Genomic DNA, 23,630 nt, shown 5'->3' on the forward strand with positions numbered 1-23,630 from the left:
GGCCCTGCCGCCGGGCGCGCGGACCTACTCCGTGCCGCTGTCGCGCCTGAGCGGCCAGAGCGCGCTGCCGTTGCGCGGCGTGGACGGCATCAACGGACTGGGCTTCAGCGCGCGCCGCGACCAGCAGGTCATCGGCGCGCGCGTCAACCTGGATTACAGCTATTCGCCCGCGCTGCTGCCCGACCTGTCGCACCTGAAGGTGCTGCTCAACGGCGAAGTGGCGGGCAGCGTGCCGTTGCCCAAGGAAGCCGCGGCCACGCCGACCCGCCAGACGGTCGAGCTGCCGGTGCCGGCGCTGGCCGACTACAACCGGCTCGATGTGCAGCTGATCGGCCACTACACGCTGGGTTGCGAAGACCCGGTGCATTCCAGCCTGTGGGCCGACGTGGCCGGCCGCAGCACGCTGGAGCTGACCGTGATGCCGGTCGACCTGCCCAACGACCTGGCGCTGCTGCCGGTGCCGTTCTTCGACAGCCGCGACGTCCGCCAGCTGGCGCTGCCGATCGTGCTGGGCCGCAGTCCGGATGCGGCGCGGCTGGAGAGCGCGGGCGTCCTGGCCTCGTGGTTCGGCGCGCTGGCGGGCTACCGCGGCGCCAAGTTCGACGCCAGCCTGCAGGACCTGCCGGCCACCGGCAACGCGGTCGTGCTGCTGCAGCCGGGCGACACGGTCGCCGGACTGCAGACGCCGACGATCGAGGGGCCGTCGGTGGCGATGCAGACCAATCCGCGCGACCCGCACGGCAAGCTGCTGCTGGTGATGGGGCGCGACGCCAAGGAACTGAAGCAGGCCGCCGCCGCGCTGGCGCTCGGCAGCGAAGCGCTATCCGGCCCGCAGGCACGCATCACGCGCCTGGAGACGCCGCGGCCGCGCAAGCCGTTCGACGCGCCCAACTGGCTGCGCAGCGACCGGCCGGTGGCGTTTGGCGAGCTGGTGCCGACCCGCGACCTGAACGTCTCGGGCCATCGGCCGCCGCCCGTGCAGGTCAACCTGCGCGTGCCGCCGGGCCTGTTCGGCTGGCATAGCGATGGCGTGCCGGTGAACCTGATCTACCGCTATTCGCCGCGTCCCGGCGCCAAGCAGTCGGTGATGGAGATGATGGCCGGCAACCAGTTGATCCGCAGTTTCGCGCTGCACGAAGGCCCGGGCATCTACAACCGCCTGACCGGCATGCCGGCCTCGGAAGGCAAGGCGCGCGTGATGGTGCCGACCTATCTGCTGCCGCCGCAGACGGCGCTGCAGTTCAACTACGTCTACGAATACGCCAAGCTGGGCGAGTGCCAGAACAGCATCCTGGACAACGTGCGCAGCGCGATCGATCCGGGCTCGACCATCGACATCTCCGGGCTGCCCAAGTACGCCGCCATGCCGGACCTGTCGTTGTTCGCCGACGCCGGCTTCCCGTTCACGCGCATGGCCGACCTGTCGGAAACCGCGGTCGTCATGCCCGAGGGCGCGGGCGTGTCGGACTTCTCGGCCTACCTGACCTTGCTGGGCGTGATGGGCCAGGCGACCGGCTATCCGGCCACCGGCGTCACCGTCACCCAGGGCGCGCAGGCCGCGGCGCAGCGCGACAAGGATCTGCTGGTGCTGGCCTCCGGCGACAACCAGCCGCTGCTGGCGCAGTGGGGCGACGCGCTGCCGAGCGGCTTCAATGGCAAGGAGCGCCGCTTCAGCCTGTCGGGCTGGGTCGATGGCGTCGCGTCCTGGTTCGGCAACGATCCGCGCGACCGCAAGCGCCAGGCCGACATCGAACTGGCCTTCTCCAGCGGCGGCGTCTCGGCCACGCTGGCCGGCCTGCAATCGCCGCTGCAGTCGGGCCGCAGCGCCGTCGTGGTGTCGGGCACCAGCGCCGATGGCCTGGCCAGCGCCGTGCAGGCGCTGCTGACCAGCCGCGATACCGAGAGCAAGGCCGACAACCCGCAGGACCGCATCGGCGGCAGCCTGACGGTGATCAGCGGCAAGCAGGCCTACACCCTGCAGGATGAGCAGAACTATTACGTGGGTTCGTTGCCGACCTGGCTGGGCCTGCAGTGGTTCTTCGCGCGCCATCCGCTCACGCTCGTGGGGGCGTTGCTCCTGAGCGCGCTAGTCATCGCCGTGTTGCTCTACCTGTCGCTGCGCGCCCGCGCTCAGCGCCGCCTGGGATCGTGATCATGCATAAGAAAATCCGTTCGACCCAACCGCCGGTCGCGCAAGCGGCGCCGTCCCGCTCGCCGCGCCGCCGCGGCCATGCGCTGGGCCGCCTGTCGCTGGCCTTGCTGGCCGGCTGCTCGCTGCTGGCCAGCGCGGCCGAAGCGCCGGGCACCGTGCCGGCCGCCACGCCGGCGCCGGCGCCAGCGCCGTTCGTGGCCGACCAGACCTACACCTTCAAGCAGCTCGGCGCGCAGTATCCGCTCAATCTGCGCGGCGTGGACGGCAGCAACACGCTGAACTTCAGCGTGCGCAACGATCGCGTGGTGACCGGCGCGCGGGTCGACCTGCGCTATGCCTATTCGCCGGCGCTGCTGTCCGACCTGTCGCATATCAACGTGCTGGTCAACGACGAGGTGGCCGCCACCATTGCCGTGCCGCGCGAGACGGCCGGCAGCAATCTGCGGCAGACCATCGAGATCCCGCCGTACCTGATCACGCCCTACAACGACCTGCGCCTGCAGCTGATCGGCCACTACACGCTGAACTGCGAAGACCCGCTGCATTCCAGCCTGTGGGCCAACATCAGCAACCTGAGCACGCTGGACCTGGCGACCGCGGCGCTGCCGCTGCCCAACGAGCTGGCCAACCTGCCGCTGCCGTTCTTCGACCGCCGCGACATGCGCAAGCTGGTGCTGCCGTTCGTGTTCCAGGCCGAGCCGGACAACACCACGCTGGAAGCCGCGGGCGCGCTGTCCTCGTGGTTCGGCGGGCTGGCGGGCTATCGCGGCTCGGATTTCCCGGCCTCGGTGGCGCAGCTGCCCAGCCGCGGCAATGCCGTGGTGTTCGCGATGGGCGCGGCCACCGCCGGACTGACCCAGGCCACCGTCAACGGCCCGACCCTGGCCGTCATCACCAACCCCAACGATCCCGACGGCAAGCTGCTGCTGGTGCTGGGCCGCGACGGCAAGGACCTCAAGCAGGCCGCTGCCGCGCTGGCGCTCGGCAGCCAGACGTTGGCCGGCCAGTCGGCCGCCATCACGCGCCTGGCGGACGTCAAGCCGCGCCAGCCGTACGACGCGCCGCGCTGGCTGCGCACCGATCGTCCGGTGCGTTTCGGCGACCTGATCGATCCCAAGCGCCTGAACGTGTCGGGCTTCAGCCCGGACACCATCCGCATCGACGTGCGCGTGCCGCCCGACCTGTTCGGCTGGCAGGAAAAGAAGGTGCCGATCGACCTGCGCTATCGCTACACGCCGCAGCCGACGTCGCTCAACTCCTCGCTGCTGTTCGGCGTCAACGGCGAGTTCGTCAAGTCGATGCCGCTGTTCGCGCTGGAGCGCATCGAGGGCGGCGACAAGCTGCGCGCCGAGGTGCTGCCCGACGAGAGCCTGCCGATGCGCGCCCAGCTGGACGTGCCGCTGGACCTGCTGAAGTCGGACGGCCAGCTGCAGTTTCGCTACATGTACGACTACGTCAAGCAGGGCGAGTGCCGCGACATCATCATCGACAACGTGCGCGGCATGATCGAACCCGAGTCGACCATCGACCTGTCGGGCTATCCGCATTTCATCGAAATGCCGGACCTGCGCGCGTTCGCGCAGGCGGGCTTCCCCTTCACCCGCCTGGCCGACCTGTCGGAAACGGCGGTGGTGCTGGATGACCGCGCCAATGCGGCGGCCTATTCGGCCTACCTGAACGTGCTGGGCCGCCTGGGCGACGCCACGGGCTATCCGGCCATCGGCGTGACCGTGACGCGGGCGCAGCAGGCCAGCGCGCAGGCCGGCAAGGATCTGCTGGTGATCGCGGGCGACACCGCCAATCCGTTGCTCAAGACCTGGGCTCCGCACATTCCGGGCAGCTACGAGTCGGGCGCGCACTTCGGCCTGTCGGACCTGATCTACCGCGTGACCGACTGGTTCCACACCGATCCGCGCCTCGATCGCCGCGAGCCGCGCGTGGCCATGAGCTACACCAGTGAAGGCGTCAGCGCGATCGTGGCCGGCTTCGAATCGCCGCTGGCCGCCAAGCGCAGCGTGGTGCTGTTGGCCAGCAGCAAGCCCGACGGGCTGGACGCGGCCGTGGCCGCGCTGCGTGGCGGCGAGGGCTACGACAAGAGCGTGCAAGGCAGCCTGTCCGTGATCCGCGGCAAGCAGATCGACGCGCTGGTCGGCGACCAGACCTACACGCTGGGCCAGCTGCCGCTGCTCAAGCGCATCGACTGGTGGGTGTCGTCGCAGTGGCCGGGCTACACCCTGCTGCGCCTGGTGGTGATGGCGCTGGTCTGGCTGGTCGGCATCGCCGTGGCGCTGGCCGTGCTGTGCGCCTTGCTGCGCCGCCTGCGCAAGAAGGAAGCCTGATGCATCCGGCCCGGCCCGCCCGCCGCCGCTTCGCCTGGCACCAGCGTGCCGGGCGGGCGCTGCTGGCGCTCGGCCTGGCCGTGGCGGCGTCGGGCGCGGCGCGGGCCGCGCCGGCCTGCACGGCGGTGGCCTGGCCGGAGTGGTCGGCCTTCGTCAGGCACTTCGTCCAGCCCGACGGGCGGGTGGTGGATGCCAGCACGCCGCGCAAGATGAGCACCTCGGAAGGGCAGTCGTACGCCATGTTCTTCGCCCTGGTCGCCAATGACCGCGAGACCTTCGAGCGGCTGTGGCGCTGGAGCGTCGCCAACCTGGCGGGCGGCGACACCGCGCAGCGCCTGCCGGCCTGGTCCTGGGGCCAGCGCGACGACGGCGCCTGGGGCGTGCTGGACAGCAATGCCGCCTCGGATGCCGACCTGTGGTTCGCCTACGCCCTGCTCGAGGCCGGCAGGCTCTGGCGCCAGCCGGCCTACACCCGCGACGCGCAGGCGTTGCTGGCCTTGATCGAGGGGCGCGAAGTGGCCCAATTGCCGGGCCTGGGCAGCATGCTGTTGCCGGCGCCCGAGGGCTTCGCGCAGCCTGATCTATGGCGCCTGAATCCGAGCTACCTGCCGGTTCCCGTGCTGCGGCGGCTGGCGCAGGCTTCGGCGAAGGGGCCGTGGACCCAGGTGGCGAACAATACGGTGCGGGTGATCCAGGCGACCACGCCCAAGGGCTACGCGGCCGACTGGGTGGCCTACCGCGACGTGTCGCGCGAGGGCGGGGCCCTGGGCCGGTACGAGAATGACCCGGTGCATGGCGCCAAGGGCAGCTACGATGCGATCCGCACCTATCTGTGGGCCGGCATGACGCCGGCCGCCGATCCCGCCGCCCGGCCGTTGCTGGCGGCGCTGTCGGGCATGGCCACCGCGGTCGCGGCCACGGGCGCGCCGCCCGAGTCGGTGGACGTGGACAGCGGCCAGGCGCAGGGCCAGGGGCCGTTCGGCTTCTCGGCCGCCCTGTTGCCGTACTTCCAGGCGCGCGGGCAGAATGACCTGCTGCAGGGCCAGTTGCGGCGCGTGCGCGACGCCTGGGCCGCCAGCCAGAGTCCCGCCCGGCTGGCGGTTCAGCAGCCACCTTATTACGATTACGTACTCAGCCTGTTCGGAATGGGCTGGTTCGAGCAGCGTTACCGGTTCGGAGCCACCGGCCGCGTGTCATTGGAGTGGGAGAAGAAATGTCCTTGAACCGCCACAAGCTGGCCATCGGCGTTCTGGCCGCCCTGATGCACCAGAGTGGCTGGGCGCAACCGGCCGCCACCGCTTCGCTGCTGGAGCAGGGACGCTACTGGCAGAACCAGGGCGACGCCAAGCGCGCCGCGCAGGCCTGGGAGAAACTGCTGCTGTCCGATCCGTCGCAGCAGGAGGCGATGTACGGCCTGGGGCTGGCGGCGGTGCGCGAGAAGCGCCTGGACGACGCCCAGGGCTACCTGACCCGGCTCAAGCAGCTCAACGCCAACGGCACCTTCACCAAGCGCCTGCAGCAGGATATCGGCCTGGCCGGCGGCGCCGCCGCGGCCGACCTGGACCGCGCCCGCATGCTGGCGGCCTCGGGCGAGATCGACAAGGCGATGCAGGCCTACGACCAGGCCTTGCAGGGGCGCGAGCCGCAGGGCGAGATCGCGCTCGAGTACTACAGCTTCCTCGGCTATTCCGACAAGGGCCTGTCGCGCGCCATCACCGGCCTGCAGCGGCTCTCGCGCGAGATGCCCGGCAATCCGAATGTCCAGCTGGCCCTGGCCAAACACCTGATCCGCGACGAAGACCGGCGCGCCGACGGCGTGCGCATGCTGGCGCAGCTGTCGCAACGCAAGGACGTCGGCGCCGACGCCACCGAAAGCTGGCGCGCCGGGCTGATCTGGCTCGGCGCGCCGAACGCCAGCGAGAAGCCGCTGTTCGAGGCCTATCTGGCGGCGCATCCGGACGACAAGGAAGTGCGCGCGGTGCTCGACAACCCGTCGGCCAGGCGCGGCGCGCCGGCGCCGGTCTGGCGCCAAGATGCGCGCCTGGCGCGCGGCTTCGCGGCGCTGAAGAACGGCGACCTGGCCGCGGCCGAAGCCGCGTTCCAGGAAAAGCTGCGCGCCACCCCCAACGATCCGGACGCGCTGGGCGGCCTGGGACTGGTGCGCATGCAGCAGGACCGCAATGCCGAGGCCCAGGAACTGCTGTCGCGCGCCGCGGCCCGTCCGGGCGCTGGCCGCAACTGGACCCGCGCCCTGGCCGGCGTGCGCTACTGGAACCTGCTGGACCAGGCCGAGGCGGCGCGCCAGCGCGGCGATGCCGACGGCGCGCGCAAGCTGCTGGAACAGGCCATCCGCCTGGACGGCAACGCCACCGGCGCCTACAACGCCATTGGCCGGGCCTATGCCAGCGCCGGCGACATGGCCAACGCCGAGAAGACATATCGCTACGTGCTGGCCCGGCACAAGAATGATCCCGAGGCGGTTCGCGGCCTGGCCGACGTGCTGGCCCAGACCGGCCGCGCCGAAGAGGCCCTGCGGCTGGTCGACGCGCTGCCGGCGGGGCAGGCGGGCGATGTCAGCCGCCTGCGCGCCGCCGTGATGGCGGGCCAGGCGCGCGAGGCGGAAAAGCGCGGCGACACGGCCGGCGCGCGCCGCATGCTGGAAGACGCGCGCAGGACCGACCCGCGCAATCCCTGGACCGCCTACGAGCTGGCGCGGCTGCTCTTGCGCGGCGGCGAGTCGGTCCGCGCGCAACAGATCATGGATGAAACGCTGCGCGCGCAGCCGGACTCGGCCGACGCGCTGCACGCCAGCGCGCTGTTCGCGTCCGAGCGCGGCGAATGGGGCCGCGCCTACGACACCCTGGCGCGCATTCCCGAGAACCGCCGCACCCCGGAAATCACGCGCTTCCAGCGCAACGTGTGGGTGCACGAGCAGGCGGCCCAGGCCGCGCGCCTGGCGCAGTCGGGCGACGTGGCGCAGGCGCGCCAGCGCCTGGCCGGCCTGCAGGCCGCGGCGGGCAACGATCCCGAGTTGCTTGGCGCCATCGCCCAGGCCTATATCGACGCGGGCGATACGCCGCAGGCGCTCGCCGTGATGCGGCCGCTGGTGGATGGAAGCCGGCCGGCCGGCCCGGATGTGTTGATCCCGTACGCCAGCGTGCTGCTCAAGAGCGGCGATGACGCGGGCACCGCGGCCGTGTTGCGCCAGGTGCAGAAGCAGCCCATGGACGCCGACCAGCACCGCAGCTTCCAGGACTTGGTCAGCCTGTACACCGTGCGCCAGGCCGAAGCCATGCGCCAGCGCGGCGACCTGGTGGCGGCCTACGACATCCTGCAGCCGGTGCTCAAGCGCCGGCCGGACGATCCCCTGGCCCAGGGCGCGCTGGCGCGCATGTACGTCGCCGCCGGCGACCGCGACAAGGCTCTGGCCATCTACCGTGGCCTGCAGGCGCGCGATCCCGACAATGCGCAATTGCAGATCGCCGTGGCCGGCATCGCCGCCGAGGCCGATGACTGGCGCTCGGCCGAAGCCTCGATGGACAAGGCGCTGGCGCTGGCGCCGAACGATCCCGATGTGCTGGCCGGCGCGGCGCGCATCTACCGCTCGCGCGGCAAGACCGGGCGCGCCGCCGAGTTGTACCAGCAGGCCATCGCCGCCCAGCAGGCGCGCGGCGGCGGCACCATGGTGGCCAGCGGCGCGGCGCCCGCCAACTATGCCGACGGCAACCCCTTCGTCGGCCTGCCGGGCCAGCGTTCGCGGTCCACCCGCGTGACGCAGGTCATGGGAGAGGCCCTCAACGACCCGCAGGCCCCCGCCTATGGCGCCGGCTACGGCACGGGCTATGCCGCGGGTTACGGCGCGAGCTATGAAGGCGCGCCCGCGGCGTCGCGCCAGGAACCGTATGTCATCGCCGGCGCGCAGGACTCGCGCGCGGCCGCCAACCCGCCCGCGGCCTATGGCGGCGGCAGCGGCGCGGCGTCGCCCTCCCTGCAGCGGGAACTGGACGAGGTCATGCAGGAGCGTAGCGCCGAGGTCCGCGTCGGCGGCTTCGTCCGTTCCAACAACGGCGAGGCCGGCATGAGCAAGATGACCGAGATCGACGCGCCCATCGAGGCGCTGATCCCGGCCGGCGACGGCAAGATCTCGCTGCGCGCCACGCCGGTCACCTTGGACGCCGGCCGCCTGGGCGACGACTACGCCAGCAACAGCCGCTTTGGCGGCGGTCCGGTGGCGGCCGCGGCACAGCAGGCCGGATTGGTGGGCGGAGCCGGCAAGCAGCGCGACTCGGGCGTGGGCCTGTCGGTCGGCTACACCATGCAGGGCCTGAGCGCCGACATCGGCACCACGCCGCTGGGCTTCGAGTATTCCAACGTGGTCGGCGGCGTGCGCCTGAACGGCCCCATCGACCGCAGCGCGGGCACCTGGTACAGCGTGGACCTGTCGCGCCGCGCGGTGACCGACAGCCTGGTGTCGTTCGCCGGCGCGCGCGACGATCGCACCGGCCAGCGCTGGGGCGCGGTCACGGCCACCGGCGTGGGCGGCCAGATCGGCATGGACAACAAGGACTATGGCGTCTATGCCTACGGTTCGTGGCGCAGCCTGGACGGCCACAATGTCGAGTCCAACAGCCGCACCGAGGTCGGCACCGGCATCTACTGGAACCTGACGCGCGACACCAACCGCATGCTGACGGCCGGCCTGAACCTGGGCGCCATCTTCTACGACAACAATCAGCGCTTCTTCACCTACGGCAACGGCGGCTATTTCAGCCCGCAGCAGTTCTACGCGCTGAGCGTGCCGGTGACCTGGGCGCAGCGTGACGGCCGCTTCACCTACAAGCTGCAAGGCTCGGTCGGCCTGCGTCATTTCAAGGAAGACGGCGCCGACTATTTCCCGACCAACGGCGGCATGCAGGCGGCGGCCAACGCGGTGAACCGCTCCGTCTACGGCACCTCGGCGACCTACGAGGGGCAGTCGCGCACCGGCGTGGGCTACAACCTCGCGGCCGCGGGCGAGTACCAGCTGTCGCCCAATCTGTTCCTGGGCGGCACCATGGCCATGGACAACGCCACCGACTATCGCCAGTACGTGGGCGGGCTCTATCTGCGCTACGCGTTCTATCCGCAGACGCGCCCGCTGGACCTGCCGGTCAATCCCTATCAGTCGCCGTACGCCCGCTAGGGACGTTTCATCAAGGAGTATTGCCATGCTGACCTCTCTTTTTGCCGGAATGAGCATCCTGCTGATCGGCGACAGCCATTTGGCCGCGCCGGGCTACCTGATCACGACCCTGCAGGACGACCTGGTCAAGCAGGGCGCGGTGGTGCAGACCATCGGCGTGTGCGGCAGCAATGCCGGCGACTGGCTCAAGACCACGCCCAGCACCTGCGGCGGCGCCGAGCGCCTCAACGGCGGCCAGATCGTGCTCAAGGGCAAGGACGCCAGCACCACGCCGGTGACCGACCTGATCGCGGCCAAGAAGCCCAACCTGGTGGTGATCGTGCTGGGCGACACCATGGCTGGCTACACCAATCCGTCCTTTCCCAAGACCTGGGCCTGGCAGCAGACGACCGCGCTGACCAAGGCCATCTCGGGCACCGGCACGGCCTGCGTCTGGATCGGCCCCAGCTGGGGCACCGAGGGCGGCAAGTACAACAAGAATTTCGCGCGGGTCAAGCAGGTGTCGGCCTTCCTGGGCAGCAACGTGGCGCCCTGCGCGTACATCGATTCGACCCAGTTCTCGACGCCCGGCCAGTGGCCCACCACCGACGGCCAGCACTACACCAACACCGGCTACAAGGCCTGGGGCGATGCCATTGCCAAGCAATTGGGCGATCTGCCGCAGGTCAAGGCGCTGCAGAAGAAATGACGCGCGCGATCCCCGCTACCAAAGGACAACGGATGAGCCTCTTCCTGTCGCGCGGCCTGGCCGCCCTGTCGTTCGCCCTGGCCGCCGGCGTTGCCGGCGCGGCGCAGATCCAGCTCTATGAAACCGGCCCGGCCGAAGACGCGTCGTTCGTGCGCTTCGTCAACGCCGGCGCCGAGCCGATGGCGGTGAGCGCCAAGGGATCGCAGGCGCGCATCCAGCTCGACGCCGCCCATCCCGCGTCGGATTTCATGCCGGTCAAGGCGGGCGCGAAGATGCAGGGCCTGCTCGAAAGCGGCGGCCGCAAGCAGGAGGTGGACATCTCGGTGCAGCCCGGCGAATTCGCCTCGGTGGTCGGCCTGCCCGGCAAGGACGGCCTGCAGGCGCGCATCGTGCGCGAGCAGCCCGAGGACTTCAACGCGCTCAAGGTCTCGGTGGGTTTCTACAACCTCGATCCGTCATGCGCGGACGCCGGCCTGCTGGCCGTGCCGCGCAACCTGGCGATGTTCGAGCACGTGGCCGATGGCGCGGTCGCCCGGCGCCTGGTCAATCCCGTGTCCTTGAAGGTGCGCGCCAGCTGCGGCGGCCAGCCCGCGGGACAGGAGCTGGATCTGGGCGCGCTGCAGGCCGGCGAGCGCCATACCGTGTTCCTGCTGCCGTCGGCGCAGGGTTCGCGCCTGCTGCACGCGGCGGACCAGACGGCCCGCTGATCCGGCCCATGACCGGCGGGGGCGCGGCCCCCGCTTCGATAACAATATCTCCGGCCACCCTCCGCCATGGTCTTCGCGTCCCTCGAATTCCTGACGCTGTTCCTGCCGCTGTTTCTCGTCGTCTACGCCCTGACGCCGCAACGCGCGCGCAACTTCGTGCTACTGGTCGGCAGCTGGATCTTCTACAGCTGGCTCAAGCCCATCTACCTGTTGCTGCTGGTCGCGGTGACTGTCGTGGCGTGGGCCGGCGGCCTGATGCTGGAGCAGCTGCGCGCCGGCCATCGCCGCAAGGTGCTGCTGACCCTGCTGCTGACGGCCAATGTGGCGGCGCTGTGCTGGTACAAGTACGCCAACATCCTGGTGACGACGTTCAACGACATCGCCGCCATGGCGGGCGCCGTGCCGCTGGCCTGGGAACGGGTGGCGCTGCCGGCGGGCCTGTCGTTCTTCGTGCTGCAGGCCATCTCGTACCTGGTCGACGTCTATCGCCAGGACGTGCGCGCCGAGCGCAACTTCATCGACTTCGCCGCCTACAAGGCCATGTTCGGCCAGCTGATCGCCGGCCCCATCATCCGCTGGGCCTGGGTCGAGAAAGAGATCGCCCATCGCACCATGGATTGGCGCAATTTCTGCCTGGGGGCGCGGCGCTTCATGATCGGCATGAGCATGAAGGTGCTGGTGGCCGACACGCTGGCGCCCGTGGTCGACGCCGCCTTCGCGCTGCGCACGCCATCGCTGGCCGACGCCTGGATCGGCTGCGGCGCCTACACCCTGCAGCTGTTCTTCGACTTCGCCGGCTATAGCGCGATGGCCATCGGCCTGGGCCTGATGATGGGTTTTCACCTGCCGGAGAACTTCAACAATCCGTACCTGGCGCGCAGCATCCAGGACTTCTGGCGGCGCTGGCACCTGTCGCTGTCGAGCTGGATCCGCGACTACCTGTACATCCCCATGGGCGGCAATCGCCTGGGCGTGTGGAAGACCTACCGCAACCTGCTGCTGACCATGGGCATCGCCGGTCTCTGGCACGGCGGCGAGAGCTGGAACTTCCTGCTGTGGGGCCTGGCGCATGGCGCCGCGCTGGCCGTGGCGCGCACCTGGAACGGCAATGGCCTGCCGGCGCTGCCGGGCTGGCTGTCGCGCATCGCCACGCTGTTGTTCGTGATGCTGGCCTGGACCATCTTCCGCGCGGTCGACTTCCATGCCGCGCTGGCCATGTATCGCGGCCAGTTCGGCCTGAATGGCATCGGCCTGGGCGATTCGATGTTGTACGTGCTGCGGCCGACCCACTGGCTGGCCGCCGCGCTGGGCATTGTGTGCGTCATCCTGCCCGCCTGGCAGCCGTGGTGGTCGATGCGGCCGGCGGGCATGTTGCGCACGGCCTGGAGCGCGGTGTGGCCGGTGGCCGGCTTCCTGCTGGCCTACGCGCTGATCGCGGCGCGCGGCGCCGTGCCTTTCCTCTACTTCCAGTTCTGAGGCCGGAGACGATGAGCGTCCATCACGATACCCCGGCCCCGCCGCCCATTGCCCATGCCTCCGTGGCCAACCGCCGCGCCAGCCAGCTGGCTGGCGTGGCGCTGGTGCTCTTCATGGCCGGCGCCATGCTCAGCAACATCTGGTGGAGCGTGGACCACGACGTGCTGCCGGACGACACTTCGCTGCCGCGGGTGCTCGATGGTGGCGTCACGCACGACCTGTCGTTGCGGCTGGCCGACATGACATTCAGCAGCGAGGCCGCGCGCCTGCAGCGCGGCCTGGGCTGGCTGACGCTCGGCGACCTGGGCGCGCGGGTGCGGCAGGGGTGCGATGGCTGGCTGTTCCTGGGCGACGAATTGCAGCCCCATCCCGGCGCGCGCGAGAACCAGGCCGAGCGCGCCCGCATCGTGGTGTCGCTGCGCGACGCGCTGGCCGTCCGTGGCATCCAGTTGCTGGTGGCCGTGGTGCCGGACAAGAGCCGCATCGAGTCCGCGCGCCTGTGCGGACTGCACCGGTCGGCGGGCTTCGAGGACCGGCTGTCGAGCTGGGTCGGCGTGCTGCGCGCGCAGGGCGTGGCGACGGTCGACCTGAGCGCCGCGCTGCGCGGCGTGCCGCAGGACGCCTACTACCGCAACGACTCGCACTGGACCGAGGCCGGCGCCGGCGCGGCGGCGCGCGCCGTCGCCGAGCAGGTGCGCGCCAGCGGTGTTGCGCTGCAGGCGCCGCAGCGCTGGCGCGTCACCGCCCAGCCGCCCGCGCCGCGGCCGGGCGATCTGGTGCGGCTGGCCGGCGTCGATTGGCTGCCGCTGGCCTGGCAGCCGCGCGCCGAAGTGGTCGCGCTGCATACGTATACGCCGGAAGCCGCCGCCTCGGCCGGCGACGCCGATGACCTGTTCGGCGACAGCGCCTTGCCGTCGCTGGCGCTGGTCGGCACCTCGTTCTCGCGCACCTCGGAGTTCCTGCCGCAGCTGTCGCGGGATCTCGGCGTGGCCGTCGGCAACTTCGCCCGCGACGGCGGCAAGTTCGGCGGCGCGGCGCAGGCGTACTTCAAGAGTCCCGCGTGGAAGCAGAGTCCGCCGCGTCTGCTGATCTGGGAGATGGACGAACGCGACCTGGGCGCGCCCCTGGCCGCCGAGGACCGCGTGGGGTTCTGAGCGTCGCGGCGTCCCGCCCGCGACAGCCCGGCCCAGTGGCGGGCAGTAATATATCGGCGGCAGGGGCAGGTTGGCGCCGATCATCGCGTCAAGCCGTGGTGCCCGGGAGACGAAGGACATCATGCGAGGTTTCAGGAACGCGCTCGCGCTGGGGTTGCTGGCCGCGATGCCCGTGTTGGCGCAAGGGCAGGGCCAGCGCCGGGTCGAACCGCCGGCCACGGCCGAGGGCTCCACCGCCACGCCGGCAAAGCCGGCGGGCAGCATCACGCCGGCCACCGATCCCGCCGCGATCGGCCGCAATGTCCTGAATGCCGGTCCCGACCCGCGCGTGCGCCAGGACGGCCTGTCGCTCGACCACGCCGCCATTTTCGGCACCGACGATGAAGGCGAGCAGGCCGTGCTGGACAACGAGCGCGCGTTGCAGGCGCAGCGCGATCAGCTGCAGGTGCTGGAGCGTCTCTTGACGCAGAAGCCGGCCGCGGTCGACCCCTATCCGCCGGCGATGATCCCCCTGAACAACGGCGCGCCGATGAACATGGCGCCGCTCGCCCCGACGCCGTCGGGCTCGCAGCTGGGCGGCGCCGCCCAGCGCAGCGTGGACACGATGCAGCGTCGGGTCGATGATCTGCGGCGCGACGCCGACACGATGCGGCAGGGCGGACGCTAGGCGTTCTGTCCGCGTGGCGATGCGCCGCGCCGTCCGTTTGAACCCGCCGGTGAACCCGCCACGCCTGTCGGGCGGTCAGCCCCGCCGCGCCAGCTCCCGCAAGCGCCCGGCGATCCCGGTCGGGAAGTAGTACACCGACAGCACGAACAGGATGCCCAGCCACAGCAGCCAGCGGTCCGGCTCGAACAGCAGCGCCAGCGGCGCGACGCCGGCGACGGCGTCATGGATCACGTGCAGCCCGTCTTGCAGATAGCTCTGCGCGAACACGAACAGGCTGGCGCCGATCACCGCGCCGTACATCGTGCCCATGCCGCCGATCACCACCATCAGCAGGATGTTGAGCATGATCTCGAACGACAGCGACGTGTCCGGGCCGTTGTAGCGCAGCCAGAGCGCATACAGCGCGCCGGCCAGCGTGGCGAACGCCGCCGCCAGCAGGTTCGACAGGCTGCGGTACAGCACCGTGCGGTAGCCGATGGCCTCGGCGCGGAACGGATTCTCGCGGATCGCCTGCAGCACCCGGCCGAACGGCGAATTGACGATGCGCAGCAGCATCAGGAACAGCGCCACGCAGACCGCGGCGATCAGGTAGTAGGTGATGATGCGGCCGTCGATGGTCACGCCGAACAGCGGCTCGGCGAACGGCCGGTAGGCCGGGCGCAGCATCTGCGGCACCTTGAAGTTCAGGCCGTCCTCGCCGCCGGTCAGGTCGGACAGCTGCGACACCAGCGTCTGGAACGCCGCCGCGACCGCCAGCGTGATCATGGCGTAGAAGATGGCGCGCACGCGCAGGCTGGCCAGGCCAATCACCAGCGCGAACACCAGCGACACGACCAGTCCCGCGGCCGTCCCCGCCAGCACCGACAGCCAGCTGGCGTCCATGCGCAGGCTGGCGATCGCCACGCCATAGGCGCCGATGCCGAAGAACATGGTGTGGGCGAAGCTGACGATGCCGGTGTAGCCCAGCAGCAGGTCATAGCTGGCGACCAGGATCACGAACACCAGGATTTTGGCCGCCACGGCCAGCGACTTGGGGCCGGGAAACAGGAACGGCGCGGCGGCCAGCGCGATGACGATGGCGACCAGCATGACCGCCAGCAGCGTGCTGCGCGGAGGATCGCCGGAAAGCAGGCGGAAGGACATAAGGGCGATTCCTAGCGATTCGTGACCGGATACACGCCCTGCGGGCGCCACAGCAGGATGGCGACCATCAGCGCGATGTTCGAGAACAGCGCGGCCTTGGGCATCAGGAAGCCGGTGTAGTTGGCCATCAGCCCGACCAGCAGCGCGCCGATCAGGCAGCCCACCGTCGAGCCCAGTCCGCCGATCATGATGACGATGAAGATCAGCACGTTCACCTGCGCGCCCAGCTGCGGCACGATGGATTGCTGGTACAGCCCCCACAGCACGCCGCCCAGGCCGGCCAGCATCGAGCCGGCCACGAACACGCCGACGAACAGATGGCGGATGCGGTAGCCCAGGCTCTCGACCATCTCGCGGTCCTCGACCCCGGCGCGGATCAGCAGGCCGAGCTTGGTGCGGTTCAGCAGCCACAGCATGCCGCCCAGCACCGCCAGGCCCACCACCAGCGCGACGATGCGGAATTTCTCGATGGCGGCGTCGCCGACCAGCAGCGCGCCGCGCAACGCCTCGGGCAGGGGCAGCGACAGCGTCTGCGGACCCCACAGCATCTTGATGATCTCTTCGCCGATGATCATGCCGCCCATGGTGATGAGGATCTGCTTGAGGTGCTGGCCATAGACCGGCCGCACGATCACGCGCTCGAACGCCACGCCCACCGCGCCGGCCACCAGCATGCCGACGATCATGGCGGGCAGCACCGCGGCCAGGTTCAGCCACAGGCTGCCGGTCTGGGTCCAGTCGGACATCGCGCCGAGCACCGTGGCCGCCATGTAGGCGCCGATGGCGATGAACAGGCCGTGGCCGAAGTTCAGCACGTCCATCAGGCCGAACACCAGCGTCATGCCGGAGGCCACGATGAAGATGATCATGCCCATCGCCAGGCCGGCGAAGGTCAGCGTCACCCAGGTCGAGAACGAGCCGACCAGCGGCAGCGCGATGGCGGCCAGCGCCAGCACCAGCAGCGCCGGGCGCAGATCGGCGCGGGTCTGCGGCAGCGGCGTATCGATATCGGCGGCGCTCATTGGTGCGCTCCCAGCGACAGGCCCAGCAGGCGGGTCTGCAGCGCGTCGTCGTGCGCCAGCTCGGCCATGCCGCCGGCGTGCACCACCCGGCCGTTGTCCATGACCGCGACGTGGTCGCCCACCTGGCGCGCGAAATTGAAGTTCTGCTCCACCAGCAGGATGGTGGTGGAGGCCTGCTTGAGTTCGATGAAGGCGTCGATCATGTTCTGGATGATGGCGGGCGCCAGGCCCTTGCTGGGCTCGTCGACCAGCAGCAGGCGGCGCGGCTCGATGATGGCGCGCGCGACCGCCAGCATCTGCTTCTGGCCGCCCGACAGCTTGCCGGCGGGGTACAGCCAGAATTTGCGCAGCGCGGGGAAGAAGCCGAAGATCCATTCCAGCCGCGCGGTGTCCAGCTGCGCGGCGCTGCGCGCCTGGCGCGCGGCCAGCAGGATGTTCTCTTTCACCGACAGGTCGGCGAAGATGCCCATGTTCTCCGGCACGTAGGCGATGCCCTGGCGCGCCATGTCGGGCGGCGAGGTGCGCACGCCCGGGCCGCCGACCGCGGCGCCGTCAAAGCCGATGTGGCCCTGCGTGGCCTTCCACAGGCCCATGATGGTGCGCAGCGTGGTGGTCTTGCCGGCGCCGTTGCGGCCCAGCAGCATGGTGACGCCCGCGGCCGGCACCGACAGGTCCACGCCGTGCAGGATGTGATACGCGCCGATGTGCGTGTGCACGTCCTTCAGTTCCAGCAAGGTGGCCGCGCTCATGTCGTCTTCTCCGGCAGGGCGGCGCCGAGGTAGGCCTGCTGCACGATCGGCGAGGCGATCACCTCGGCGGGCTCGCCGTCGGCCATCAATTCGCCGTTGTGCAGCACCACGATGCGGTCCGCCAGTTCGCGCACCACGTCCATCTTGTGCTCCACCAGCAGGATCGTCTTGGACGCGTCGGCCTTGATCTCGCGGATCAGGTCCAGCACCACGGGCACGTCATCCACGCTCATGCCGGCGGTGGGCTCGTCGAACATGAACACCTGCGGCTCCAGCGCGATCAGCATGGCGATCTCGAGCTTGCGCTGGTCGCCGTGCGGCAGGTCGGCCGCGGCCTGGCCGCGGCGGGCCGTCAGGCGGGTGCGTTCGAGCAGCGCGTCGGCGCGCGCCAGCAGCGCCCGGTCATCGTCCCAGGTGCGCCAGAAGCGGATCTGGCGCCAGCCCAGACCCTGCTGGCGCGACTGCAGCGCCAGCCGCACGTTCTCGCGCACCGACAGGCGCGGGAACAGCTGCGTCAGCTGGAAGGCGCGCCCCAGGCCGGCATGCATGCGCGCCGGCGCCGACAGACCGGTCAGGTCGCGGCCGTTCAGGTGCACCGAACCGGCGCTGGCGCGCAGCTGCCCCGAGATCAGGTTGAAATAGGTGGTCTTGCCCGCGCCGTTGGGCCCGACGATGGCCGTCAGGCTGCCCGGCGCGAAGCGGCAGCTCACCGCGTTGACGGCCACGTGGCCGCCGAAGCGGATCGTGAGCGATTGGGTTTCCAGCATGAAGGGCAGGGCTCAGCGTTTGTTCTGGATCGGCACCGCCATCTGGTCGGGCGTGATTTCCTTGACCAGATCCTGCACCGCCCACGGCACCGAGGCGTCGTTCTTGATGCGGAAGTGGTACATCGACTGCATGGCCTGGTGGTCTTCCGGGCGGAAGGTCATCTTGCCCTTGGGCGTGTCGAAGCTCATGCCTTCCATCGTCTTGATGAGCGTGTCGGTGTCGCTCTTGCCGGCGCTCTTGTTCAGCGCCGTCACGATGGCGATGGCGGCCGACATGCCGCCGGCGGTGAAGAAGTCCGGCGGCTGGCCGTAGCGCTTCTGGTGCTCGGCCACCAGCCAGTCGTTGATCGGGTTCTTGGGGATGCCGTAGTAGTAATAGGTCGCGCCTTCCATACCGGCCAGCGACTTGAGCGGCGTCATCGCGGCCAGCGTGTTGCCGCCGGTGGCGATCTCGATGCCGAAGCGCTTGGGGTCGAGATCGGCGATCTTGAATGGATTGCCGGCGCCGGCCCACAGGATGAAGATGATCTTGCGGCCCGGCTTGTCCTTGAGCGCGTCGAACAGGCGTTGCGCGCCAGCGGTGAAGTCGGTGGCGTTGGCCGGCAGGTATTCCTCGTGCACGATCTTGGCCTGCTTGAGCGCGCCCTTGAAGGCCTTGACGCCGTCGCGGCCGAACGCGTAGTCCTGCGCCAGCATGGCGATGGACGTATCCGGCTGGTCGAAGGCGACGGCGTTGGCGATGGCGTCCTGCGACGAATTGCGGCCGGTGCGGAAGATGTACTTGTTCCACTTGTCGCCGGTGATCGAGTCGGCCACCGCCGGTTCCACCAGCAGGATCTTCTCGTATTCCTCGGCGATCGGCAGCATGGCCAGCGCCACGCCCGACGAGGTCGGCCCCACCGCGATGTCGGCGTTGTCATCGGCGTAGGCCGAGGCGAGCTGGGCGCGGGCGACGTCGGGCTTGCCCTGGTTGTCCTTCTCGATCACGCGGATCTTGCGTCCGGCCACCGTCATGGTGCCCTGCGTGGCGTATTCCAGGCCCAGCATCAGGCCGTTGTGGGTCTGCTTGGCATAGGCCTCCAGCGGCCCGGTCTTGTCGTAGACGTGCGCCACGACGAAGTCCTTGGCCATGGCGGCCGAACTCAGGCACAGGCCGGCCAGCGCGGCGAGCAGGATGCGTTTCATGGGAGTCTCCTTGTTCAGAGGGCGCCGGCGGCTGCGTCGGCGGCCGGCGTGGCGAGAAATTGGCGGACGGCGTCGATCTGCGGCGCGACGTTCAAGGCCGGCGCATGGCCGCAGTCCGGGAAGTCGATGCGCTGCGCGCGCGGGCCGCGGCGGGTCATGGCCTCGGCGACCTCGGGCAGCAGCAGATCGGAATCGGCGCCGCGCAGCAGCAGCAGCGGCATGCGCAGGCTGTCGTATTCGGCCCAGCGTTCATAGTCCGCCGGGTGGTGGTGGAACTGACCGACGATGGCCGGATCGTAATGCGCCGTGACGCGGCCGTCGGGCAGCCGGCGCACCGAGGTCTCGGCCATGCGGCGCCATTGCTCGTCGCTCTGCCAGCCATACGGCTTGTAGGCGGCGCGCAGCCAGGTCTCCAGTTCGGTGACGGTGTCGAAGGCCGGCGGATTGCCGGCATAGGCCAGGATGCGGTCAATGGCAGGCTGCGGCAGCGACGGCCCGATGTCGTTGACCACCAGGTGCGTGATGCGGTCCTTGAGCGTGGTGGCGGCGGCGTACATGCCGGTGGCGCCGCCCATCGAGGTGCCGACCCAGCGCACCCGGTCCAGCCCCAGGCCGTCGAGCAGGGCGCGCGCCAGCCGCGCGTAGAAGTCCAGCTGGTACTCGGCCACCGGATCGGGGCTCCATTGCGACAGCCCGCGCCCGATCGTGTCGGGGCAGATGATGCGGTAGTCGCCGGCCAGCGCCTGCGCCAGCTCGTCGAAGTCGCGGCCGGTCCGGGCCAGGCCGTGCCACATGATGAGCGCGGGGGCGTCCGGACGGCCCCATTCGGTGTAATGCAGCTCGCGGCCTTCGCAGCGCAGATAGCGCGAAGCCGGCGTGTGGCGAGCGGCCTGTGCGGGCGCGTTGGCCATGCGTCTCCTCCCGGGTCGTCCAGGTTGTATGCTTGTGGCGCTGACTATAGACTTGCGCAAGGCGCGGCCACAATGCGCCGGACCACCCGCGGCAGGGTGAGTCAAGAATATGTAGACGCAGGGTCACGAGCCCCCGCCGACCCCCGCGAACCAGGAGACCGCGCCATGCCCGACACGGAATTCGCCACTTCGGCCATCGCTGGCGCCGAGCGGTACGAGCAATGGCGCGCGGCCCTGTCGGATGCCTTCGGGCCGTTCGAGGTGCACCATGGCCAGGCCGGCCAGTTCGCCGGTCACGTGCGCTACGTGCGGCGCGCCAGCCTGCAGTTCAACGACCTGCACTATCAGGGACAGAAGATCGAGCGCACCGCCGGCAATGCCTCGCGGCTGGACCAGGAGTTCTACACCTTCGGCCTGCCGCTGGCCGGGCCGCTGGCCGTGGTGCAGCAGGGCCGCGAGTTCCAGGTCGAGCCCGGCTGCGTCTACCTGATGAACCAGAGCCTGCCTTACCAGGCCACCGCGCTCGGCGCCGACGGCTACCGCAGCCTGAGCGTGTCGTTCCCGCGCAGCGCGCTGTCGCAGCGCGATTCGCGCATCGGCCCCTTCTACAAACTGCGCGTCGACGACGGGTCGCCGCGCGGCGCGATGCTGGCCAGCTACATGGACCACCTTTTCAAAGGGCTGGACGGCTGGTCGCCGGCCGAGGCGGCCGAGCTGGGCGAACGGCTGATCGACCTGATCGTGCTGTTCCTGGTGCAGCCGGGGCAGGGCCACGCCTCGGAAGCCGACAGCAGCGTGACGATGGCGCATCGCCAGCGCGCCATGGCCTACATCCGCCAGCACCTGGCCGACCCGGCGCTGTCGCCGCAGCGGGTGGCGCAGGGCTGCGGCCTGTCGGTGGCCTACCTGCACCGCATCTTCCAGGCGGGCGACCTGTCGGTGGAAAGCTTCGTCTTCGACCAGCGCCTGGAGCGCTGCCGCGAACTGCTGCTGAACCCGGCGCAACGCCACCGCGGCATCGCCGAGCTGGCGTACCAGGCCGGCTTCGCCCATCCCTCGCATTTCAGCCGGCTGTTCAAGCGCCGCTTCGGCGTGTCGCCGCGCGAATGGCGCGCGCGCGGCTAGGTTCGCGCCGCGCAATGAAAAAGGCCCGCTCGCGCGGGCCTTGTCGCATCGGGCCGGCGGCCCGCGGTTCGATCAGAACGGCGACGGCGTGGTCGACAGGTTGACCAGGCTGTTGGTCTTCAGGTCCAGGCGGATGTGCTCGGACGGCAGGCCATCGGCCAGCTTCAGCATGATCGCCATCAGCGGCTTGAAGCGCGCCTTGAACATGTCGGCCGGGGTGTTGGCGTCGCTCACCCGGTCGCCGTTCATCTGCATGCTGGCGTTGGTCTGGCTCAGGGCCTGGGCCAGCAGCTTGTACTGGCTGGCGCGCTGCGCCGGGATGTCGGCGTAGGCCAGGTCGCCGGCGTTGGCCAGGCGCACGAAGTCGCCCGCCATGTCCAGCGCCTTCCACTTGGCGAAGTCGGCCAGCTGCATGCCGTTGGCCTGCGCCAGCGCCCGGGCGCGGGTGGTGGCGTCGGCCATGTCGCCGGCGAAGGCCGGGTTGCTGGCGGTCGGGCCGCCCGCGACGTACAGGCAGTTGAAGAACTCGGGCGTCAGCTGGGCGCGGTCGCCGGTGTTCTGCAGTTCGCCCAGCGTCACCGAAGTGCGCAGCTGCGACAGCACCAGCAGGTCGGCGCCGGTCAGCGGGCTCTTGACCAGCTCGCGCATTTCGCAGCGCCAGTCATCGTTCAGCAGGCGCAGGCGCACCAGTTCGCTCATGTAGCGGTAGTTGAAGTCGCCGTAGTCCTTGGCATCCAGGATCGACACGTCCCAGCGCGGCGGCACGTTGTAGGCGTGCTCGGCGCGGTACAGATCGAACAGTTCGTCAAAGCGCGGCACCTTGTCCAGGCGGATGGTCTGCAGCTCGATCTGGTCGGCGCCCTGCATCGTCATCAGCTTGTATGCCGGCACGTAGGCCGCCATCGACGGCGCCTGGATGTTGAACAGCGCCTTGTCGCCGCCGTAGTTGCGCGACGCGGTGTCGTTGAAGTGCATGTGGCCGCCCACGTGCACCTTCAGGCCGGTGTCGGCCAGCGCGCGCGTGGTGTTCTCGGCCGGGCGGCGCACCATCTGCATCTTGTTGGCGCCCAGCAGCGCCTCGATGTCATCGGACGCGCCGTTGAAGAACTCGGTCATCGGGAAATGGCTGAACGCCACCACCTGCTTGCCCTGCGCCTTGCCGCGCGCCACCACATCGGCCAGCCACTTGATGACGTGCGCCTTGTGCGTGAGCATCTTGTTGTAGCCCTGGTCGCCCGAGCCGGTGAAGTCGTTGGCGCCGTTGCCGGTCGGCACGTAGACGTTGGCGTCGATGCCGACCAGCCACACGCCCTTGACCGGCTCGACCACGTACGAGGTGTCCGGCACCATCTTGCAGAAGGTGTAGTTGGCCGGCTTGTTCGGGCCGCCGGTGCCTTGCGCGCAGATCTCGTACTGGCGGTTGATCCAGCTGGCCTGCGACAACGCGGTGTTGTAGTTGTAGTCCTCGTACTTGTAGCTGCTGTACGGGGTCTCGTAGTACAGGTATTCGGGCTTGGGCATGAAGCCGTGCTGGGTCAGGGCGTCGGTGATGCCCGCGTAGCCCATGTGCAGCACTTCCTCGGTGCAGTAGGTATCGCCCACGCGCGCCCAGTCGCCGGCATAGGGCGTGCTGCAGGCGGCGTTGCCGCCGCGGCTGTAGATCGGCTGCGAGAAGCCGATGTCGCCGGTCACCGGATCGAGGCCCAGGTAGTCGCTCTTGCCGTTGGCCTGGTTGAAGGGCCGCACCGGGTCATGGTTGCCGGGGGCGGCGAAGAACTGGATGCCATGCTTGCGCGTGTACTCGTCCATGATCTTGACCAGGCCGCGCATGTGCACCGGCTGGCCGTCGTCGGAGAAGTCGCCGGGCAGGGCGATGTACTTCACGCCGCGCGCCACCGCGTCGTCCAGCGCGGCCAGGAAGGCGAAGTAGTTCTCGTTGAACAGGCGCGTCGACGTCAGCTGCGCGTACATCGTGCGGATGGTGGCGTTGTCGCCGCGCTTGGGGTTCGGGATGCCCGGGAACGAGCCGTCCTTGAAGTCCGCGTAGATGTCGTGGAAGTGGATGTCGGGCATGAACGCGACCTGGATCGCGGCCGGCTGTACCACCGGCGTTTCGGCGGTCGGCGATTTGTCGTCGTCATCCTTGTCGCCACCACAGGCGGCCAACAGACCCATGAGCGCGGCCGCGCCCAGCGCGCGCGCGCTTTGCTGATATCGATGCATTGTGCTTCTCTGATTGGAACGGATTTTTCTTCAGGCGCGTTTTCCCTGTTCCTGGGAGGTGCCGCCCGCGAGTGAGGCGCAATCCTCGCCGGCCAGGATTACAGCAACATGAAAGAATGGCGCCAAAGTGAGAAACAATC

General features: G+C 69.8%; 17 protein-coding genes. 10 read left to right on the forward strand and 7 right to left on the reverse strand.

What is annotated here, in order from left to right:
• The 9 genes from bcsB (H0523_RS20130) to H0523_RS20170 form a co-directional block, all read left to right on the forward strand.
• The coding region (gene bcsB, locus H0523_RS20130) for a cellulose biosynthesis cyclic di-GMP-binding regulatory protein BcsB (RefSeq protein WP_180180131.1) at positions 1-2,152 on the forward strand (2,152 nt) is incomplete at its 5' end.
• 2 nt (positions 2,153-2,154) lie between these two features.
• Entirely contained in the window at positions 2,155-4,491 is a 2,337-nt protein-coding gene (gene bcsB / locus H0523_RS20135; RefSeq protein ID WP_054430914.1) for a cellulose biosynthesis cyclic di-GMP-binding regulatory protein BcsB, read from the forward strand.
• On the forward strand, positions 4,491-5,714 hold the full coding sequence (gene bcsZ / locus H0523_RS20140) for a cellulose synthase complex periplasmic endoglucanase BcsZ (RefSeq protein WP_054430913.1): 1,224 nt from the start codon (positions 4,491-4,493) through the stop codon (positions 5,712-5,714). Before bcsB (H0523_RS20135) ends, bcsZ begins: the two co-directional genes overlap by 1 nt.
• A complete protein-coding gene (locus H0523_RS20145; RefSeq protein ID WP_231689940.1) occupies positions 5,705-9,673 on the forward strand; it encodes a cellulose biosynthesis protein BcsC in 3,969 nt (1,322 codons plus the stop codon). Before bcsZ ends, H0523_RS20145 begins: the two co-directional genes overlap by 10 nt.
• Before the next feature lie 25 nt (positions 9,674-9,698).
• Positions 9,699-10,361, forward strand: a complete 663-nt coding sequence (locus H0523_RS20150; protein WP_082380331.1) for an SGNH/GDSL hydrolase family protein — start codon at positions 9,699-9,701, stop codon at positions 10,359-10,361.
• A gap of 32 nt (positions 10,362-10,393) precedes the next feature.
• Positions 10,394-11,068: a cell division protein FtsQ gene (locus H0523_RS20155; RefSeq protein WP_054430909.1), complete on the forward strand. Its 675-nt coding sequence runs from the start codon at positions 10,394-10,396 to the stop codon at positions 11,066-11,068.
• 66 nt (positions 11,069-11,134) lie between these two features.
• Positions 11,135-12,544 (forward strand): MBOAT family O-acyltransferase, encoded by a 1,410-nt coding sequence (locus tag H0523_RS20160; protein ID WP_054430907.1) that lies wholly within the window; start codon positions 11,135-11,137, stop codon positions 12,542-12,544.
• 11 nt (positions 12,545-12,555) lie between these two features.
• Positions 12,556-13,698 carry an alginate O-acetyltransferase AlgX-related protein gene (locus tag H0523_RS20165; protein ID WP_054430905.1) on the forward strand — a complete coding sequence of 381 codons (1,143 nt, stop codon included), beginning with the start codon at positions 12,556-12,558 and terminating at the stop codon, positions 13,696-13,698.
• 121 nt (positions 13,699-13,819) lie between these two features.
• Positions 13,820-14,365 (forward strand): hypothetical protein, encoded by a 546-nt coding sequence (locus H0523_RS20170; RefSeq protein WP_231689941.1) that lies wholly within the window; start codon positions 13,820-13,822, stop codon positions 14,363-14,365.
• Between the two features lie 75 nt (positions 14,366-14,440).
• Here the strand turns inward: H0523_RS20170 and H0523_RS20175 are convergent, their stop codons facing one another.
• Genes H0523_RS20175 through H0523_RS20200 form a run of 6 tightly spaced genes read right to left on the reverse strand, consistent with a single transcriptional unit; the run spans position 14,441 to position 20,142 of the window.
• Positions 14,441-15,508, reverse strand: coding sequence for a branched-chain amino acid ABC transporter permease (locus H0523_RS20175; RefSeq protein WP_054430904.1), 1,068 nt, complete (start codon positions 15,506-15,508; stop codon positions 14,441-14,443).
• Positions 15,509-15,519: 11 nt separating this feature from the next.
• Positions 15,520-16,530 (reverse strand): branched-chain amino acid ABC transporter permease, encoded by a 1,011-nt coding sequence (locus tag H0523_RS20180; protein WP_054430903.1) that lies wholly within the window; start codon positions 16,528-16,530, stop codon positions 15,520-15,522.
• Positions 16,527-17,279, reverse strand: a complete 753-nt coding sequence (locus tag H0523_RS20185) for an ABC transporter ATP-binding protein (protein ID WP_054430900.1) — start codon at positions 17,277-17,279, stop codon at positions 16,527-16,529. The genes H0523_RS20180 and H0523_RS20185 overlap by 4 nt, the downstream gene beginning before the upstream one ends.
• Positions 17,276-18,046: an ABC transporter ATP-binding protein gene (locus H0523_RS20190; protein WP_054430899.1), complete on the reverse strand. Its 771-nt coding sequence runs from the start codon at positions 18,044-18,046 to the stop codon at positions 17,276-17,278. The genes H0523_RS20185 and H0523_RS20190 overlap by 4 nt, the downstream gene beginning before the upstream one ends.
• A 12-nt stretch (positions 18,047-18,058) precedes the next feature.
• A complete protein-coding gene (locus H0523_RS20195; protein WP_054430898.1) occupies positions 18,059-19,231 on the reverse strand; it encodes a substrate-binding domain-containing protein in 1,173 nt (390 codons plus the stop codon).
• A 14-nt stretch (positions 19,232-19,245) separates the two neighbouring features.
• Positions 19,246-20,142, reverse strand: coding sequence for an alpha/beta fold hydrolase (locus tag H0523_RS20200; protein ID WP_054430897.1), 897 nt, complete (start codon positions 20,140-20,142; stop codon positions 19,246-19,248).
• Positions 20,143-20,307: 165 nt separating this feature from the next.
• Between H0523_RS20200 and H0523_RS20205 the strand changes: the two genes are divergently transcribed.
• Positions 20,308-21,267: an AraC-like ligand-binding domain-containing protein gene (locus H0523_RS20205; RefSeq protein WP_054430896.1), complete on the forward strand. Its 960-nt coding sequence runs from the start codon at positions 20,308-20,310 to the stop codon at positions 21,265-21,267.
• Between the two features lie 72 nt (positions 21,268-21,339).
• On the opposite strand, the gene H0523_RS20210 is transcribed toward H0523_RS20205, so the two are convergent.
• On the reverse strand, positions 21,340-23,490 hold the full coding sequence (locus tag H0523_RS20210; RefSeq protein WP_054430895.1) for a metallophosphoesterase: 2,151 nt from the start codon (positions 23,488-23,490) through the stop codon (positions 21,340-21,342).
• Between the last annotated feature and the right edge of the window lie 140 nt (positions 23,491-23,630).

This window comes from Achromobacter insuavis, assembly GCF_902859645.1.
In the GTDB taxonomy this organism is placed as follows: Bacteria; Pseudomonadota; Gammaproteobacteria; order Burkholderiales; family Burkholderiaceae_B; genus Achromobacter; species Achromobacter insuavis.